This is a genomic window from Catellatospora paridis (assembly GCF_009720365.1).
Classification (GTDB): domain Bacteria; phylum Actinomycetota; class Actinomycetes; order Mycobacteriales; family Micromonosporaceae; genus Catellatospora; species Catellatospora paridis.
The window spans coordinates 83,908-102,448 of record NZ_ML769324.1 but is presented as its reverse complement, the minus strand read 5'-3'; the positions used below and the strand labels follow the sequence as shown (position 1 = coordinate 102,448).

Below are 18,541 nucleotides of genomic sequence, written 5' to 3'. Positions count from 1 at the left end.
CCGCGTTCCGGTCGTCTGCGTTCACCTCAGTTCCGCCCGCCGGGCCGGGCAATCCGCACCACCTTCGTGGCGCCTCGGCGCGGCCCTCCTCCCGGCCGTGCCCGGTCCACACCGGACCCCTGCCCGGGGCTCCGGACACGGCCCAAGGAGAAGGCAATGAGATTCCCGATCAGGCTGTCCGGAAGGCGCAAGGTGATCGCGCTGACCGGTGCGAGCGCCCTTGTGGTCGCCGGCCTTGTCACGCTCCCCGCGGCGATCGCGCACGCCGCGCCCGGTTGTGACATCACGTACACCACCAACGACTGGACCGAAGCCCCCGGCAGCGGCGGCTTCACCGCGTCCATCACCGTCAAGAACACCGGTGACCCGATCACGAGCTGGTCGCTGAAGTTCGCGTTCCCGTCCGGCCAGACGTTCACCCAGGGCTGGTCGGCGAACTGGACCGCCTCCGGCGCCAACGTGACCGGCACCAGCCTGTCCCACAACGGCAGCCTCGGTACCGGCGCATCGACCAGCATCGGCTTCAACGGCCGCTGGACCGGCAGCAACCCCAAGCCGACGTCGTTCACGCTGAACAACAACACCTGCACCACGGGTGGGGTGACGCCGACGCCGACCGGCGGCCCGAGCAGCAGCCCGAGCACCCAGCCGAGCCCGAGCACCAGCCCGAGCCCGCAGGCCCGTTCGATCATCATCACCCCGTCGTCGGTGAGCGTCGCCGAGGGTGGCAGCTCGTCGGTCAACGTCAAGCTCAGCGCCGCCCCGACGGCCAACGTGACGGTTGCCCTGGCCCGCAGCGGCGACACCAGCATCAGCGCCCCGACGTCGGTCACGCTGACCCCGTCGAACGCGGTCGCCGGCGTCAGCGTCTCCATCACCGCCGCCGAGGACAGCGACCAGACCAACGGCACTGCGACGGTGGCGGCGTCCGCCTCGGGCTACACCGGCGCCTCGCTGGCCGTGACCGAGATCGACAACGACATCACGCAGAGCGGCAAGGTCGACAACCCGTACGCGGGGGCGCGCGGCTACGTCAACCCGGAGTGGAGCGCGAAGGCGGCCTCCGTCTCGGGTGGCAACCGCGTGTCGAACGTGTCCACCGCCGTCTGGCTGGACCGGATCGCGGCGATCGCGGGCACGTCGGGCAGCAGCTCGAACGGCTCGATGGGCCTGGCCGCCCACCTCGACGAGGCGCTGCGGCAGTACAACGCGGGCACCGGCCCGCTGGTGGCCCAGTTCGTGATCTACAACCTGCCCGGCCGTGACTGCTCCGCGCTCGCTTCCAACGGCGAGCTGGGCGTGGACGAGCTGCCGCGGTACAAGTCGGAGTACATCGACCCGATCGCGGCGATCATGGGTCAGAGCAAGTACGCGCCGCTGCGCATCGTGGCGGTCATCGAGATCGACTCGCTGCCGAACCTGGTGACGAACCTGAGCGTCGCCAAGTGCGCGACGATGAACTCCAACGGCGGTTACGTCAAGGGCGTCGGGTACGCGCTGAACAAGCTGGGCGCGATCTCGAACGTCTACAACTACATCGACTCGGCTCACCACGGCTGGATCGGCTGGGACACCAACTTCGGCCCGACCGCGCTCAAGCTGAAGGAGGCGGCCGTCGCCGAGGGCAGCACGGTCAACAACGTGCACGGTTTCATCACCAACACCGCGAACTACTCGGCACTGGTGGAGCCCTACTTCACCATCAACACCTCGGTGAACGGCACCTCGGTGCGCCAGAGCAAGTGGGTGGACTGGAACTACTACGTCGACGAGCAGTCGTTCGCGCAGGCGTTCCGGTCCCGGCTGGTGACCGAGGGCTTCAACTCCAACATCGGCATGCTGATCGACACGTCTCGCAACGGCTGGGGCGGCGCCAACCGGCCCACCGCGGCGAGCACGTCGACCAGCGTGGACACGTTCGTCAACCAATCGCGCATCGACCGCCGCATCCACGCCGGCAACTGGTGCAACCAGTCCGGCGCGGGCATGGGCGAGCGTCCGCGCTCGGCCCCGGCGACCGGCATCGACGCGTACGTGTGGGTCAAGCCGCCGGGCGAGTCCGACGGCTCCTCCTCCCTCATCCCGAACAACGAGGGCAAGGGCTTCGACCGGATGTGCGACCCGACCTACACCGGTAACGGCCTCAACGGCAACAACCTCACCGGCGCCCTGCCCAACGCCCCGATCTCGGGCGCGTGGTTCTCGGCCCAGTTCGCCGAACTGATGGCGAACGCCTACCCGCCGCTCTCGTAGCCGGCTAGCACGAAGGAAGGGCACCTTCACAACGCCATGCGTTGTAGAAGGTGCCCTTCTTAACCCTCTGTGGCAGTTGGCCTGCGCCTGTGCGACAGCGCCGGCGTCAGCGGCCCGATCCGGGCAGCTGACCGCCGCCCGCCTGGCCGCCCCCACGGCCCGGTCGGCCGTGACCGCCGGAACCGCTGCCGCTGTTCCCGTCGCCGTCCGAGCCGTTGTCGCCGCCGGAGCCGTTGTCGCTCCCGCTGTCGCCGTTGCCGTTGCTGTTGTCGTCGCCACGGCCGGGTCGGTCGTCGCCGTTGTCGTGGGAATTGTTCCCGTCGTGGGACTCGTCCCGGGGCTCGTCGGAGGGTTCCGGGTCGGGCTGGGACGAGAACGCCGATTCGCGCAGCGGGGCCGGGAAGTCCTTGACCTCGAGCCCCTGCGAACCGGTCGCCAGCGTGGCCCCGACGGCCCGGTACACCTTCGACAGCACCGCCGCGCCGACCGCGTCGGTGGGCGTGTCCGGGTTCGCCGCGATGGCGGCCGCGGCCAGCTGCGGCGTGTACGCCACGAACGACTCGGTCATGTTGTCCGTCGAGCTGCCGGTCTTGCCGGCCACCGCGCGCCCGCCGAGCAGCCCCGACACCGCTGTGGCGGTGCCGCCGTCGCAGCGGCCGAACGCCCCGGACTGCCCGACCGGGCAGCGGGCCGCGTCGGTGGCCGCCCGCGCGATCTCCGGGCTGATCGCCGGCGCGCACGACGTGTTCGCCACGTCCAACTGCCGGCCGGCGCCGTCGGTGACCGCGGTGACCGGCAGCGGCGAGCAGTACACGCCGTCGGCGGCCAGCGTCGCGTACGCGTTGGCAAGGTCCAGCGGGGTGGTCAGCGAGACGCCCAGCACGAACGAGCCCCAGCCGGCCGCGTCCGTGGCCGCGTGCGAGGCGTTGTCGGGGTGCCGGAACCTGACGCCCAGCCGCTGCGCCATCTCGATCGTCTTGTCCGCGCCGACCTGCTGCTCCAGCCAGACGAAGTAGGTGTTCACCGATCGGCCGAAGCCGGTCCACATGTCGCGCTCGCCGTCCATGAACTCCGGGTTGGCGTTGCGGGGGCACCAGAACCCGTCGCAGCTGGCCGGGCCGGGCGCCTCGGGCCAGGCGGTGGTGAGCTTGGTCGGCGCGTCGAACCGGGTGTCCAGGGTCTTGCCGGCCTCCAGCGCGGCCAGCATGGTGAACATCTTGAACGTCGAACCGGCCTGGTAACCGTGGATGCCGGTGCCGCCGGCGACGAGCTGGTTCATCGTGTTGCCCGCGCCGGGCGCGGCGCTGTAGTAGCGGTTCACCGCGAGCGCGAGCACCTTGCCGGTGCCGGGCTCGACGACCGCCATCGGCAGGGCGCGCTTGTCGGTGTTCCCGTACACCTTGGTCACCTGGGCCTGCGCCGCGTTCTGGAGCTTCGGGTCGAGCGTGGTGACGATGCGGTAGCCGCCCTGGCGCAGCGCCTGCTCGCGGTCCTCCGCGGTGTCGCCGAACGTGTCCTGGTCGCGCCACCAGCTGCGGAAGTAGTCGCAGAAGAAGCCCCAGCCGGCCCGTGACGCGGTGCAGTCGTTGGGGCTCGAACCCTTCTTGACCACCGGCGTGCTCGCCTTGGCAGTCGCGGACTGCGCGGCGGTGATCGCGCCGGTGCCGGTCATCGCGGTGAGCACGTAGTCCCGGCGGGCCAGGGCACGCTCGATGCCGCCGTTGAGCGGGCTGTCCGCCTCGGGCGACTGGAGCAGCCCGGCCAGCAGCGACGCCTCGCTCAAGCTCAGCTGCGCGGGGTCCTTGGAGAAGTACGTGTGCGAGGCGGCGTAGATGCCGTACGCGCCGGAGCCGAAGTACGCGATGTTCAGGTAGCGCTCAAGGATCTGCGCCTTGCTCAGCTCCTTCTCGACCGCCAGCGCGTACCGGGCTTCGCGGATCTTGCGCGTGGGGGTCTGCTCGGTGGCCGTGGCCCGCTCCTCGGCCGACAGCGAGGGGTCGCTCTTGAGCACGTTGCGCACGTACTGCATGGTCAGCGTGGACGCGCCCTGGGAGACGCCGCCGCTGGCCCCGTTGGCCACCACGGCGCGCAGCACGCCCTTGAGATCCACGCCGTGGTGGGAGTAGAAGCGGGCGTCCTCGGCGGCCACCACGGCCTGCGGCACGACCGGGTTCACCTCGGCCAGCGTCACGTCGCGGCGGTTCTCGTCGTAGAAGGTGGTGACGACGGTCTTGCCGTCGTTGGCGTAAAGGTAGCTGGCCTGCGCCGTGGTGGGGTGCTTGAGCACCTCGGGGAGCGTGTCGTAGGCGGGCGCGGACTTCTCCACCGCCCAGTTGGCCAGTGCGGCGGCGGGCATCGCTCCGGCGGCGACCACGGCTCCCGCGACCACGGCGAGCAGCGTGAGTCGAGTCATCCGGTTGAGCGGCATCGCGGCACCTTCGGGGGAGAGGAGCGGGATGCTCAAGACTGCACGGAGTTCCCCGTTGTGCCAGGATTTGTGGCGTGCATCTCATCTGAAATGGGCATATGTCGACCGGCTACGCGGTCTACCTGTTAATGCACCTGTGGTGGTGACCCGGAAAACAGCGTGGCGTTGGGGGAAATATCGTTGCGATGCGTATAGTTGAACCGTCACGTAAACAGCTTCGACCAACCGGAAGGCACTGACATGACCACGCTGAGCGCTCGCACCTGGAACGGCCTGACCATCCCCACGGCGGGCACCTACGCCATCGACCCCGCGCACACGCGCGTCGGCTTCGTGATCAAGCACATGGTGGTCAGCAAGGTGCGCGGTTCGTTCAAGGATGTAGCCGGCGAGATCGTGATCGCCGAGGACCCGCTGGCCTCGTCGGTGAACGCCGTCGTCCAGACCGCGAGCATCGACACCGGTGTCGCCGACCGCGACAACCACCTGCGCACCGGTGACTTCCTCGAGGTCGAGAAGTTCCCGGAGCTGAGCTTCCGCAGCACCGGCCTGCGGGCCGTGTCGGGGGAGGACTTCACCCTCGTCGGCGAGCTCACCATCAAGGACGTCACCAAGACGGTCGAGCTCTCGCTCGAGTTCGGCGGCGTGAACAAGAACCCGTGGGGCCAGGAGATCATCGGCTTCACCGCCACCACCGAGATCGACCGCGAGGACTACAACGTGACCTGGAACCAGGCGCTGGAGACCGGCGGCGTGCTGGTCGGCAAGACCCTCAAGATCGAGATCGAGGGCGAAGCCACCCGCCAGGCCTGAGCCCACTCGGGCTCCGCGCGGCCGCGACCAGAGGTCCGCTGACGCCCCGCCCCGTGGTGCTTGGGGGAGCACCTCGGGACCTGCGGGAGGCGTCCGGCCGGTCACGGCCGCAACCCGCCGGGCGCACACGTGGCCGCGTGTGGCGCCCGGCGATCGGGGAACCCGCCGCCTTCCTTCTCCTCGAGGCGGCGGGTTCCCCGACACATGTCCGGCGGCGGCCCCGCTGCGGCCGAGCTGCCCGACTTACCGGAGGGCCGGACCGCGCAGCTGTCGCAGATGCCAGGGGTAGATTCGCGGCATGACCGCATTTCGGATCGGTGAAGCCGCGGAGCTGCTCGGCGTCAGTGCGGACACGGTGCGGCGGCTGGTCGACTCGGGCCGGCTGCGGGCGCACCGCGACGAGCACGACCACCGGATGGTGGCCGGGGCCGACCTGGCGGCGTACGCGCGCAGCCAGGCCGACGATCCCGACGGCCGCGCCGACCGCTCCTCGGCCCGCAACCGGATGCGCGGCATCGTCACCGCCATCGTCAAGGACACCGTGATGGCCCAGGTCGACATCCAGGCGGGCCCCTTCCGGGTGGTGTCGCTGATGAGCCGCGAGGCCGTCGAGGAACTCGGCCTCGACGTGGGCAGCGTCGCCGTCGCCGTCATCAAGTCCACCAACGTGGTGGTCGAACGTGACTGACCCGCGGACCGCCGTCGGCACGGGGTCGACGGTCGGGGGCTGGCCCGCGGAGCGGGCGCTGGTGTCCGCGCACCTGGTCGTCGAGCGGCCGGGGTTCCGGCTCGACCTGGCGTTGTCCCTCGACGCCGGCGAGGTCGTGGCGCTGCTGGGGCCCAACGGCGCGGGCAAGACCACGGCCCTGCGCGCGCTGGCCGGGCTGCTGCCGCTGAACGCCGGGCGGCTCCGGCTGGGCGAGGAGGTCCTCGACGACCCGGCCGCCGGGATCTTCATCCCGCCGGAGCGCCGCCGCGTCGGCGTGGTGTTCCAGGACTATCTGCTGTTTCCGCACCTGTCCGCGCTCGACAACGTCGCCTTCGGCCCGCAGGCGCGGGGCGCGTCGCGCCGTGTCGCGCGCGCTGAGGCGGCCCGCTGGCTGGCCCGCGTCGACCTGACCGCGCTGGCCGGGCAGCGGCCCCGGCAGCTCTCGGGCGGGCAGGCCCAGCGGGTGGCGCTGGCGCGGGCCATGGCGGTGAGCCCGGACCTGCTGCTGCTCGACGAGCCGCTGGCCGCCCTGGACGCCCGCACCCGGATGGAGACCCGGGCGCGGCTGCACCACGATCTGCGTACCCATGAGGGCGCGACCTTGCTGGTCACCCACGATCCGCTGGACGCGCTGGTGCTGGCCGACCGGCTCGTGATCGTCGAGGACGGCCGGATCGTGCAGGAGGGCGACGCCGCGAGCGTCACCGCGCGGCCGCGCACCGAGTACGTGGCGCGGCTGGTCGGCCTGAACCTGTATCGCGGCCGGGCCGCCGGGCACACCGTCACCCTGCCCGGCGGGTTCGCCATGGTCGCCGACGACGAGGTGCACGGTGACGCGTTCCTGGCCTTCCCGCCGTCCGCGGTCGCGCTGCATCCGCAGCAGCCAGCGGGCAGCCCGCGCAACACCTGGGCGGCCACCGTCGTCGGCGTGCTGCCGCACGGCGATCACCTGCGGGTGGAGCTGGGCGGCCCGATCCGCGCCGCCGCCGAGATCACGCCCGCGGCCGCCGCCCAGCTCGGGCTGCTGCCCGGCACCGAGGTATGGGCCGCCGTGAAGGCCACCGAGACCCGCGCGTACCCGTACTGACCCGGCACCCGTCCCGGCAGGCGTTTGAAGGGCACCTTCCGCTACGCATGGCGATGCGAAGGTGCCCTTCCTTTCACACGTGGGCTAGGTAGGTGGGGGAGGGGTGGCGGGTGACGGCGGTGATCACGCCGGCGTCGCGGACGTCGCGTTCGATGAGGGAGAAGGCGTCGTCGTCGGGGGCGGTCAGGGTGCGCAAGGGGGTGCGCATCGAGACCTTGGCCTCGGACTTCGCGCGGCGCACCGCCTCGATCGCGGCCGTCGCGGCGGCCAGCGGCGCCGGATCGCCCGCCATGGCGTCCAGCTCGGCCGGGGTGGGCCAGGCGGCGCGGTGGATCGAGCCGGGCTGCCACCACGACCAGGCCTCCTCGGTCACGAACGGCAGCACCGGCGCGAGCAGCCGCAGCAGCACCGACAGCGCGGTGCGCAGCGCGAGCCGGGCCGAGTCGCCGGCGGCCGGGCCGTGCTGGCCGTAGGCGCGCAGCTTCACCAGCTCCAGGTAGTCGTCGCAGAACAGCCAGAAGAAGCGCTCGGCGGCGTCCAGGGCCCGGCTCTGGTCGTACTGCTCCAGCGCCGCGGTCGCCTCGGCGATCACCGGCTGCAGCGCGGCCAGCAGCGCGCGGTCCAACGGCTCGGTCACCTGGGCGTCCGGCGCTGGTTCGCCGAGGCCCAGCACGAAGCGCGTCGCGTTGAGGATCTTCATGGCGAGCCGCCGGCCCACCCGCATCTGGCCGGTGTCGAAGGCGGTGTCGGCGCCCGGCCGGGCCGCCGCGGCCCAGTAGCGCACCGCGTCGGAGCCGTGCTCCTCCAGCAGGCCCAGCGGCGTCACCACGTTGCCCACCGATTTCGACATCTTCTTGCGGTCCGGGTCGAGAATCCAGCCCGCGATGGCCGCGGTGCGCCAGGGCAGCGCGTCGTGCTCGGTGTGCCCGCGCAGCACCGTCGCGAACAGCCAGGTACGGATGATCTCGTGCGACTGTGGGCGCAGGTCCATCGGGAACACCCGGGCGAACAGGTCGTCGTCGAACCCCCAGCCGCCCGCGATCTGCGGCGTCAGCGACGAGGTGGCCCAGGTGTCCATCACGTCGGGGTCGGCCGTGAACCCGCCCGGTCGGCCGCGCTGGTCCTCGGCGTACCCGGGCGGGGTGTCCGAGCTGGGGTCGATCGGCAGCGCGTGCTCGGCGGGGGTGATGGGCCGGTCGTGGTCGGGCACGCCGTCGGCGTCGAGCGGGTACCACACCGGGATCGGCACGCCGAAGAAGCGCTGGCGGCTGATCAGCCAGTCCCCGGCCAGCCCGTTCACCCAGTGCTCGTAGCGGGTGCGCATGTGTGCGGGCTGCCAGTTCAGCTCCTGCCCGCGTGCGCGCAGCCGCTCGCGCAGCGCCTCGTCGCGCCCGCCGTTGCGGATGTACCACTGCCGGGTGGACACGATCTCCAGCGGCTTGTCGCCGCGCTCGTAGAACTTCACCGGATGGTTGATCGGCTCCGGCTCGCCGAGCAGCTCTCCACGCTCGCGCAGCAGCGCGATGATGCGCTCACGGCCGGTGTGCACGGTCGCCCCGGACAGCGACGCGTAGGCCGCCCGGCCGTCCTCGGACAGGCCGTCCGGGGCGTCGGGCAGGAAGCGGCCGTCGAAGCCGAGCACGGGCCGGGTGGGCAGGTCCAGTTCACGCCACCAGATCACGTCGGTGGTGTCGCCGAACGTGCACACCATCGCGATGCCGGTGCCCTTGGCCGGGTCGGCCAGCCGGTGCGCCAGCACCGGCACCCGCGCGCCGAACAGTGGCACGCGCACCGTGCCGCCGAACAGCGGCCGGTATCGCTCGTCGTCCGGGTGCGCCACCAGCGCCACGCAGGCGGGCAGCAGCTCCGGGCGCGTGGTCGCCACGACCACCGGCTGGCTCTGCGTGGCCGCGGTGATCGGTGCGGCGCCGGCCGCGTCGGGGTGGAAGATCAGCTGGTGGTACGCCCCCGGGCGGTCCCGGTCCTCCAGCTCCGCCTGCGCCACCGCGGTGCGGAACGTGGTGTCCCACAGCGTCGGCGCCTGTGCCGGGTAGGCGTCCCCGCGGGCCAGCGCCCGCAGGAAGGCGCGCTGGGACACGGCGCGGGCCCGCGCACCGATGGTGGTGTAGAGCAGCGACCAGTCCACGGACAGGCCCACCAGCCGCCACACCCGCTCGAACGCCTCCTCGTCGCGGGCGGTCAGCCGCTCGCACAGCTCGATGAAGTTGCGCCGCGACACCGGCACCTGGTTCTTGCCCGGTTTGTCCGGCGGGGTGAAGCCCGGGTCGTACGGCAGCGACGGGTCGCAGCGCACCCCGTAGAACTGCTGCACCCGGCGCTCGGTGGGCAGCCCGTTGTCGTCCCAGCCCATCGGGTAGAACACCGCCCGGCCGCGCATGCGCTGGTACCGGGCGATCATGTCGGTCTGGCTGTACGAGAACACGTGCCCCACGTGCAGCTCACCGCTGGCGGTCGGGGGCGGGGTGTCGATGGCGAACACGCGCTCGCGCGGCGCGTCTCGGTCGAAGCGGTACACGCGCTCGGATTCCCAGCGCTGCGCCCACTTGTCGGGCAGACCGTCGATGGTCGGCTTGTCCGGAAGGCTCATGACCTCACCTCGGTGGGGAAAGGCGCCCGAACGCGAGAGAGGTGGGGTGACCGCCACGCGCCCTGGGGCGCGGCGATCGAAGAGACTACGCGCGGCCCGAGTCGGCTACGCGTACGACGAACGACGTGAAGAGCGTGTGGGTCATGGCTCCTCCTCCGACGTCGTCCGTTGCGTCGATGATAACCGGTCGCCCGGTTCCGCGCCGTCCCGTGTCGCGCCCGTTCGGCGCCGGGGGCCGCCGCTGTATCCTGATTCTCTTGTGACCACCTCTGAGCTGGCCGACGCCCTCGACGGCGACCGCCACATGACGCGCATCACCACGTTCTACCCCCGTCGCGGACGGGTGAGCGGGCGGCACGAGGACGCGTTGACCAGGCTGTGGCCCGTCTACGGGGTGACCATCGCCGACCCGGCCGAGCCGCCCACGCACCTGCCGCTGGACACCGCGGCCCTGTTCGGCCGCCGGGCCCCGCTGGTGCTGGAGATCGGTTCCGGGATGGGTGACGCCACGGTCGCCATGGCCGCCGCCGACCCCGGCCGCGACTACCTGGCCGTCGAGGTGTTCCCGCCCGGCCTGGGCAACCTGCTGGCCGTCGTCGAGGAGCGCGGCCTGGCCAACGTCCGGGTCGCCCAGGGCGACGCGCTGCACCTGCTGCGGCACATGCTGGCGCCGGACAGCCTGGACGCGGTGCACGTCTACTTCCCCGACCCGTGGCCCAAGGTGCGCCACCACAAGCGGCGGCTGATCCAGCCGGACAACGTGGCGCTGCTGCGCTCGCGGCTGGCCGTGGGCGGCGTGCTGCACTGCGCCACCGACTGGGCCGACTACGCCGAGCAGATGGCCGAGGTGCTCGACGCCGCGGACGGCCTGGCCAACCTGCACGACGGCTTCGCCCCGCGCCCGGCGCACCGCCCCGTCACCAAGTTCGAGCAGCGCGGCATCGCCGCCGGTCGCCGGATCTTCGACCTGCTCTACCGCCGCACCGCCTGACCGCCCCCGCCTCAGCGACCTTCCCGGGGGTTCGCGTGCGCGTGTTCTGGAGTTAAGTTTCGTCGTCGAGTTGTTACTCGTAGGTTATCGACGACATCGATGTATTCTCATTAATGTGTGGCCACCAGATCCTCTTACCCCGGGAGGCCTCGAATGGTGGCTACCGCCACACCCCTGCTGCGCCGTGCCGCGGCGTTCGCGGGCGGCGTCGCGCTGACCCTCGGCGCGCTGCTGTCCGTGCCCACCGCCGCGCAGGCGAGCACCGACTACGGCCCGGCGGCCTGGGTGCCCGCCAGCACCAGCAACTACACCAACGCCAGCCGTGAGTCCGACTACAACATCAACTACGTGGTCATCCACACCGTCCAGGGTTCGTACACCAGCGCCATCAACTGGTTCCAGAACCCGGCCGCGCAGGTCAGCGCCCACTACGTGGTGTCCAAGGGCGGCGCGGTCACCCAGATGGTGCGCGAGGCCGACGTGGCCTGGCACGCCGGCAACTGGACCTACAACACGCAGTCCATCGGCATCGAGCACGAGGGCTTCGTGGAGCAGGACGGCTGGTACACCGAGGCCATGTACCAGGCCTCGGCGGCCATCGTGCGCAGCGTGACCAGCAAGTACGGCATCCCGCGGGACCGCGCCCACATCATCGGCCACAACGAGGTCCCCGGCGCGACCCACACCGACCCGGGTGCCCGCTGGAACTGGTCTTACTTCATGCAGCTGGTCAACGGCACGACGCCGCCGCCGTCGTGGACGTCGACCGTGGACAACACCACCGCGGGCCGGTTCACCGCCTCGGCCAACTGGGGCACCTCGACGTACTCGGCGCAGCGCTTCGGCGCGGACTACCGGTTCGCCAACCCGGAGGCCGTCTCGGACGCCGCCTGGTACAAGTTCAACATCCCGGCGACGGCCAGCTACCGGGTCGAGGTCTGGTATCCGGCCAACACGGGCTACAACGCGACCACGCCGTACGTCGTCGCCACCACCGGCGGCAATCAGACGGTGCACGTCAACCAGCAGGGCAGCGGGGGAGTCTGGGTGAACCTGGGCACCTTCAGCCTCGCCGCCGGCGACTACAACGCCGTCGGGGTGAGCCGCTGGAGCGGCGGAGCCGGCTATGTCATCGCCGACGCCGTGAAGCTCACCCGGGTCTGACCCGCACTGCCAGACCGCAGCCGTGCCCGTGCCGCCCCGGCGGCGCGGGCACGGCTGCGTGCGCAGGCCCCGTTGCGCGGATGCGGATCATCGTGCGGCCTGCTAGGCTCCTGCGCATGTACATCTGAGCGTGATCCCCACGCCCGCGCCGTGTCACCTGCGCGGCGAGCGTGCCGCGCCGGCCCACGGGCCCGCGCCGTCTGATCCGTCTTTAACCACGCCCCTGCCCGTACCGGCAAGCGTCGGCGTGCCCGCATCCGTAGGAGACATTCATGCGTGAAGATCACAGCTCGGAGACCCCCGCCGCGGACGAGACCGCGGAAGAGGTCGAGCAGCAGCCCATGAACCGCGCCGAGCGCCGGGCCAAGGGCAAGAAGACCCAGCAGCAGGCGTACGGCAAGCAGGCGGTCACGCCCAAGTCGAGCCAGGGCCACGGCCCGCGGCTGTGGGCCAATCGCCGCGCCGGCTGAACCGCGGTTCGCCGTCCACCGTCACCGTCCGCCGATCCCGGCCGCACCCGCGGTCCGGGGTCGGCGGATCTTCTTTGTCGGTGCCCCTGCCTACACTCCCGCGGCATGACGATGCAGACCATTGTGGACCGTCTCGCCTGGGCGGGTGGCGGATGTCCGGCCTGGTGACCTACACCGAACTGCTCGACCGGGTGGAGCGCCTGGCCGGCGGCGGAGAGTTCGACGCGGCCGCGTCGGCGCTGGTGGCGCTGCGGCGCTCGGGCGGCGCGGCGGGAGTGGACGGGATGCGGCCGCTGCTGGAGCTGGCGGCGGCGATGCCGCCGGCACGGCTCACGGCACTGCTGCGGGCGCTGCTGCGGCACCGGAGCGCCGACCGCGGCTGGCACGTCGACAGCGTGATCGGGGCGCTGTGCCCGCTGCTGCCCGACGAGCTGCCCCCGGACCTGGTCGCCGAGCTGCTGACGTTCGCCGAGGACAGCTCGTACGACATACCGGTGATGACGCTGGCCAAGCTGGTCGCGCTGCACCTGCGGCACGCCCCGCTGCCGGCCGCGGTGCTGGCGACCATGGAGCGGCGCAAGCGGGAGAGCCTGTGGCTGCGGGAGCTGGCCGCCACGGCGGCGGCGCGGTCGTCCCGGTGACCGCGCCGGTGGCTCGTCGCAGCGATCCGCCTGGACGGCGCACGGCTCCAGCGGCGATCAGGGGCGGGCCGCGGGGGACCGCCGCCGGTCGGTGCACACCGGGGCCGCCATCACCGTCTGGTCGGCGCTGTACGCCAGCGTGACCGTGACGCAGTAGTCCCGGCGCGGGTCGAAGCCGGGCAGGGTGACCGTCTCCGTCCCGGCGGGCAGCGACTGCAGTGCGCGCATCGGCTGCCCGGCGGGGGCGGCCGACAGCACCACCGCCGCGGCCGCGCCGTCGGGGTAGGACCAGCTGATCCGCAGCCGCGTGCCCAGGTCGGCCACGGCCAGCCCGGTCACCGGCGGCGGCGCCGACGGGGCCGGGCCGCTCGGGGTGGCGGCGGGCGACGGCGTCGCCTCACCCGAGCCGCGGTCCGTGGCCAGGATGAACGTGCCCACCAGTGCCACGATCGCGACCACGGCCGCGACCACGGCCAGCGCCGCCGCCCCGCCTCCGCGCCGCCGTCGTGGGGGCGGTGTCGTTCTCGGCGCCACGAGCAGCCCGGCCGGGGGTGTCGTGGCGATCGGGTAGGCCGGGTCGGCGGGCACGTAAGGCCGGCCGGGCGCGAGGTACAGCGCGGGAATCACCTGCGCCGCGCGCACCGGGTCGGTCTCCCGCGTCGGGCCGCGGTAGTCGGGCAGGTCATCGAATTCGCTGTCGGCGTCGTCCCCGCGGTGCGGCGGCGCGCCCGCCCGGCCGGATCGCCCGGCGCGGGCCTGGCGGGCCGGATCGTCGAAGCGTTCGAAGATCTCGTCGTCGGGCCACTCGTCGGGCTCGGCGGTGCGCGGTGCGGGCTGGTGCGGGCCGGAGATGAGGTCCTCCGCGTGCGGGATCAGCACCGGCAGCACGCCCGGCCCGGGGTCCTGCGCGCGCCCGGCCTCCTCCGCGGAGGGCGCGGTGCCGCACCGGTGGTCGGTCTGGGCGCGGGCCCGCACCGCCGCCTGCAGCAGCCGGTGCACGTCGTCGTCCGCGGGCAGCGTGGCGGCCTGTTCCCGGGCCGTGGCCAGCAGGGCGTGCGCCTGGTCGAAGTCGCCGCAGTCGCGCCACATGCCCGCCAGCCGGATGGTCATGCGCAGGTTGACCGGGTGCCCGGGGCCGTGCCGGGACAGGTGCGCCGCGAGCACCTCCGACAGCTGCCGGCGGCCGTCGGCGCAGCTGCCGCGCGCGTGCTCCACCCCCGCCGCGTCGGCGCGGGCGGACAGGGTGCGGTCGGCGTCGGGCCCGTCGGCCGTGGACAGGTCGCGGACCAGGTCGCGGTAGAGGTCCGCCGCGTGGTCGAGCGCGCCGGTGCGGTGCAGGCAGACGGCCAGCACGCCGAGGGCGTGCAGGGTGCGCCGGTCCAGGTCGCCGTGCAGGGCCTGGGCGGCGGTGTGGGCGTACGCCGCCCAGCTGCGGGCCGCGTGCGGCTCACCCAGGTGCAGCAGCACTCCGGCGTACAGCGCGGCGGTGTCCGCCTCGGTCGCGTCGGCGTGCCGCGGATCCTGGTGGGCGAGTGCGAGCTGTTCGCGCAGCTGTTGCTGGGCAGCCGGGAAGTCGAGCCGGCTCACCAGCTCGCGGGCACGCGCCAGCCGTCCCCCCTCAGGCATGGGACCCATCGTGCCCGCACCCGCACGATCTGTAAAACCCCGGACTCCCGTCACTCCCACCCGGACGGTCACCCCGCGGCCGCCGTACCCAAGCGGGGAGGCGTGGGGGACGCGGGCGGCGTTAGGGTGTGCCACCCGCGCGTGCGGGAGTGGGCGAAGGGGTGCGGGGCATGGGGCGGGACGTCGTGGGGCTGACGGTGGCGGTGACCGGCGCGGCCCGGGGGATCGGCCTGGCGATCGGCGCGCGGCTGGCCGTGGCCGGCGCCAACGTCGTGCTCGGCGACCGTGACCTGCCCGCGTTGACCCAGGCCGCCGCGGCGCTGCCCGGCACCCTGGCGGTCGGGCTGGACGTCACCGACCAGGCGAGCATGGACGCGTTCCTGGACCGTGCCGAGGAGGCGTTCGGGCCGGTCGACGTGCTGGTGAACAACGCGGGCGTGATGTGGGTCGGGCCGTTCGCGCAGGAACCGGCGCAGGCCGCGCGGCGGCAGTTCGACGTGAACGTGCACGGGGTGCGGCACGGGTTCCTGGCCGCCGCGCCGCGGATGCGCGCCCGCGGCCGGGGGCAGATCGTCACCATCGCCTCGGCGGCGAGCCGGATCAGCCCGCCCGGCGAGGCGACCTACGCCGCGACCAAACACGCGGTGTACGGCTATGCCGCCGCCGTCCGCCACGAGCTGCGCGGCACGGGTGTGCAGGTCAGCCTGGTCATGCCGGCGGTGGTGGAGACCGAGCTGGCCGCCGGGACCAGTCACGGCGGGGTGCCGAGGCTGCGCCCGGAGACCGTCGCCGCGGCGGTGGAGCGGGTGATCAGGCGTCCCCGGTTCGAGGTGTTCGTGCCGGGCCGGCTGGACCCGCTGACCCGGTTGCTGGCGCTGCTGCCGCAGTCCGGCCGGGACCTGGCCTACCGGCTGCTGGTGCCGGACCAGGTGGCGCTCGGCGACGGCGCGGCACGGGCGGCGTACCAGCGGGACGCGGGACTGTCCGAAGCGGACGACCAATAGGGATTCCGGGTCTTGTGACCTAGGCCACACGGACATTACCCTTCGGTAACCGCGTGCCCGCGCGGTGGTTCGTACCCCCTTATCCGCGTTTTCCGTACCCCCGGAAGGCAGGCTCCCATGCGTCTCGCGCGTCCGTCCCTCGCGCTCGCCGCTGCCCTGGCCGCGGTCGTCCTGTCGGCGAACCCGGCAGCAGCCGCAGGTCCCATCCCCAACTCGATGGCCAGCATGGGTGACTCGATCACCCGAGGCTTCAACGCCTGCGGCTGGTACGTCGACTGCACCGCCCGCTCGTTCAGTACCGGCAGCTACGCCTCGGTCAACAGCCACTACCGCCGCGTCCTGGCCAAGAACGCCGCGATCAACGGCCGCAACTACAACGACGCCAAGAGCGGCGCGAAGGCCGCCGACATGCCCGGCCAGGCGAACACCGTGGCCGGCCGCAACGTCGACTACGTGACCATGCTGATCGGCGCGAACGACGCGTGCACCGGCTCCGAGTCGAGCATGACCTCGGTGGCCGCGTTCCGGGCGTCCATCGACACCGCGCTGAGCACGATCAAGACGCGCCTGCCCACCGCGCGGGTGGCCGTGATCTCCATTCCCGACGTGAAGCGGCTGTGGGAGGTCGGCAAGGGCTCGTCGTCGGCCCGCAACACCTGGTCGCTGTTCGGCATCTGCCAGTCCCTGCTGGCTAACCCGACCTCGACGGCGCAGGCCGATGTGGACCGCCGCGACCGGGTGCGCCAGCGGGTCGTCGACTTCAACGCCCAGCTCGCGCAGGCGTGCGCGGCCTACGGGGCCAACTGCGACTTCGACGACAACGCGGTGTTCAACTACCCGTTCGCGCTGTCGCAGGTGAGCACGTGGGACTACTTCCACCCGAACACGGCCGGGCAGACGGTGCTGGCCCAGATCTCGTACGCCGCCGGCCACAACTGGTGAGCTGACGGGACCGGGGGCGCTCCGCGGGGTTGGGGCGCCCCTTCGCGCATGCCAGAATCGACAACACTCTTTACTGTTAACCGTCTTTAAATTAGTGTGGCATTCAAGCTCATGAGCGTATGACCGTCCCACAGCTCGCCGTCGGGCGACGTGCTCCCCGCAGCCGTCGCCCGCCGCGCGCTACCTCGAAAGGACCACCGCCTCATGAGAAGGTCCCTGCGGGCCGGGCTCGCCACGCTCGGCGTGGCGCTGCTGGCCGGCGCACTGTCCCTCGTCGCGTCGTCGCCGGCCCACGCCGCGACCGCGACGTTCACCAAGGTCTCCAGCTGGGGTACCGGCTACGAGGGCAAGTTCACCGTCACCAACAACACTTCGTCCACCATCACCAGCTGGAACGTGCAGTTCGACCTGCCCGCCGGCACCACCATGGGCGTGTTCTGGGACGCCGCGGTGACCACCTCGGGCCAGCACGTCACCGCGACGAACGTGGGCTGGAACGGCACCCTCGCCGCCGGCGCGTCGACCAGCTTCGGCTTCAACGCCGCAGGTTCGGGCAACCCGACCAACTGCACCGTCAACGGTGCGAGCTGCGGCGGCGGCACGCCGCCGAGTTCCTCGCCGCCGCCGGCGGGCGTGCCAGGCAAGCCCGGCAACCCGTCCGTCACCTCGGTCACCAACAGCTCGATCTCGCTGAGCTGGGGCGCGTCGACCGGCACGGTCACCGGCTACCGGGTGTACGAGGGCAGCACCGTGCGCGCCACCGTCACCGGCACCTCCGCCACGCACAGCGGCCTGGGCACCTGCACCGCGCACACGTACACCGTGAAGGCGTACAACAACAGCGGTGAGTCGCTGGCCAGCAACGCCGTCAGCGGCACCACGACCGGCTGCCCCACCTCGAACTTCAAGGGCGCCGCGCCGTACTACTACGTCGGCTGGGGCAACCCGCCCGCGCCCGCCACGGTCATGAGCGCCACCGGCATCAAGTGGTTCACCATGGCGTTCATCCTGTCCGGCGGCGGCTGCACGCCGGCCTGGGACGGCAGCCGCCCGCTGACCGGCGGGGCCGACCAGTCCACCATCAACGCGATCCGGGCCGCGGGCGGCGAGATCGTGCCGTCGATCGGCGGCTGGAGCGGCAACAAGCTCGGCCCGAACTGCTCCTCGGCGGCCGCGCTGGCGGGGGCGTACCAGCAGGTCATCAACGCGTACAACCTCAAGGCGATCGACGTCGACATCGAGAACACCGACGAGTTCGAGAGCGAGGTCGTGCAGGACCGCATCCTGGGCGCGCTGAAGATCGTCAAGCAGAACAACCCCGGCATCAAGACGATCCTCACGTTCGGCACCACGACCACCGGCCCGAGCTACTGGGGCACCCGCCTGATCAACCAGGCGGCGGCGACGGGCGCGAACATCGACATCTTCACGATCATGCCGTTCGACTTCGGCGGCGGCGCCAACATGTACCAGAGCACGGTCAACGCGGCGGTCGGCCTGCGCAACGCGCTGAAGACGGCGTTCGGCTGGAACGACGCCACGGCGAACGCCCACCTGGGCATCTCCGGCATGAACGGCCTGTCCGACCAGCAGGAGCTGACCAGCACCGCGACCTGGACCCAGATCAAGGACTGGGCCAACGCCAACGCGATCGCGCGCCTGGCGTTCTGGTCGGTCAACCGTGACCGCGGCTGCGCCGGCGGCGGAGTCCAGGCCGCCTGCAGCGGCATCGCCCAGCCCGACTGGGAGTTCACCCGGATCACCGCGGGCTTCACCCGCTGACCCGAACCCCCGGCCCGCGGCCA

14 protein-coding genes are annotated in these 18,541 nt (G+C 72.1%); 11 read left to right on the top strand and 3 right to left on the bottom strand.

The annotated features are described in order from the left end of the window. The first annotated feature begins 156 nt into the window (after positions 1–156). The gene (locus F9C41_RS27530) at positions 157–2,253 is read left to right on the top strand and encodes a glycoside hydrolase family 6 protein (protein WP_196279982.1); all 2,097 of its coding nucleotides are present in this window, start codon (positions 157–159) and stop codon (positions 2,251–2,253) included. 106 nt (positions 2,254–2,359) lie between these two features. On the opposite strand, the gene F9C41_RS27525 is transcribed toward F9C41_RS27530, so the two are convergent. After that, positions 2,360–4,681 carry a transglycosylase domain-containing protein gene (locus F9C41_RS27525; RefSeq protein WP_196279981.1) on the bottom strand — a complete coding sequence of 774 codons (2,322 nt, stop codon included), beginning with the start codon at positions 4,679–4,681 and terminating at the stop codon, positions 2,360–2,362. A 240-nt stretch (positions 4,682–4,921) separates the two neighbouring features. Here F9C41_RS27525 and F9C41_RS27520 point away from each other — a divergent pair, with 240 nt between their 5' ends. From F9C41_RS27520 to F9C41_RS27510, 3 genes are all read left to right on the top strand, one after another. Then, positions 4,922–5,494 carry a YceI family protein gene (locus F9C41_RS27520; protein ID WP_155389754.1) on the top strand — a complete coding sequence of 191 codons (573 nt, stop codon included), beginning with the start codon at positions 4,922–4,924 and terminating at the stop codon, positions 5,492–5,494. Between the two features lie 298 nt (positions 5,495–5,792). Next, complete coding sequence (locus tag F9C41_RS27515; RefSeq protein ID WP_155389753.1) at positions 5,793–6,182, top strand: TOBE domain-containing protein; 390 nt, start codon at positions 5,793–5,795, stop codon at positions 6,180–6,182. Between the two features lie 58 nt (positions 6,183–6,240). After that, the gene (locus F9C41_RS27510; RefSeq protein ID WP_196279992.1) at positions 6,241–7,290 is read left to right on the top strand and encodes an ABC transporter ATP-binding protein; all 1,050 of its coding nucleotides are present in this window, start codon (positions 6,241–6,243) and stop codon (positions 7,288–7,290) included. A gap of 73 nt (positions 7,291–7,363) precedes the next feature. Here F9C41_RS27510 and valS read toward each other — a convergent pair whose 3' ends face one another. Continuing rightward, positions 7,364–9,898, bottom strand: coding sequence for a valine--tRNA ligase (gene valS, locus F9C41_RS27505; RefSeq protein ID WP_155389751.1), 2,535 nt, complete (start codon positions 9,896–9,898; stop codon positions 7,364–7,366). A 304-nt stretch (positions 9,899–10,202) separates the two neighbouring features. Here valS and trmB point away from each other — a divergent pair, with 304 nt between their 5' ends. The 4 genes from trmB to F9C41_RS27485 all read left to right on the top strand — a co-directional run bounded on the left by trmB (position 10,203) and on the right by F9C41_RS27485 (position 13,164). Then, positions 10,203–10,889: a tRNA (guanosine(46)-N7)-methyltransferase TrmB gene (trmB, locus tag F9C41_RS27500; RefSeq protein ID WP_230690072.1), complete on the top strand. Its 687-nt coding sequence runs from the start codon at positions 10,203–10,205 to the stop codon at positions 10,887–10,889. A gap of 153 nt (positions 10,890–11,042) precedes the next feature. Beyond that, positions 11,043–12,053, top strand: coding sequence for a golvesin C-terminal-like domain-containing protein (locus F9C41_RS27495; protein ID WP_155389749.1), 1,011 nt, complete (start codon positions 11,043–11,045; stop codon positions 12,051–12,053). 272 nt (positions 12,054–12,325) lie between these two features. Then, the gene (locus tag F9C41_RS27490) at positions 12,326–12,523 is read left to right on the top strand and encodes a hypothetical protein (RefSeq protein ID WP_155370467.1); all 198 of its coding nucleotides are present in this window, start codon (positions 12,326–12,328) and stop codon (positions 12,521–12,523) included. Between the two features lie 152 nt (positions 12,524–12,675). Beyond that, on the top strand, positions 12,676–13,164 hold the full coding sequence (locus F9C41_RS27485; protein ID WP_155389748.1) for a hypothetical protein: 489 nt from the start codon (positions 12,676–12,678) through the stop codon (positions 13,162–13,164). A 57-nt stretch (positions 13,165–13,221) separates the two neighbouring features. On the opposite strand, the gene F9C41_RS27480 is transcribed toward F9C41_RS27485, so the two are convergent. Further along, on the bottom strand, positions 13,222–14,790 hold the full coding sequence (locus F9C41_RS27480) for a hypothetical protein (RefSeq protein WP_155389747.1): 1,569 nt from the start codon (positions 14,788–14,790) through the stop codon (positions 13,222–13,224). A 170-nt stretch (positions 14,791–14,960) separates the two neighbouring features. Here F9C41_RS27480 and F9C41_RS27475 point away from each other — a divergent pair, with 170 nt between their 5' ends. From F9C41_RS27475 to F9C41_RS27465, 3 genes are all read left to right on the top strand, one after another. Next, entirely contained in the window at positions 14,961–15,794 is an 834-nt protein-coding gene (locus tag F9C41_RS27475) for an SDR family oxidoreductase (RefSeq protein ID WP_155389746.1), read from the top strand. A gap of 117 nt (positions 15,795–15,911) precedes the next feature. Next, entirely contained in the window at positions 15,912–16,736 is an 825-nt protein-coding gene (locus F9C41_RS27470; protein ID WP_155389745.1) for an SGNH/GDSL hydrolase family protein, read from the top strand. Positions 16,737–16,940: 204 nt separating this feature from the next. Continuing rightward, complete coding sequence (locus F9C41_RS27465; protein ID WP_155389744.1) at positions 16,941–18,518, top strand: cellulose binding domain-containing protein; 1,578 nt, start codon at positions 16,941–16,943, stop codon at positions 18,516–18,518. Positions 18,519–18,541 lie beyond the last annotated feature (23 nt).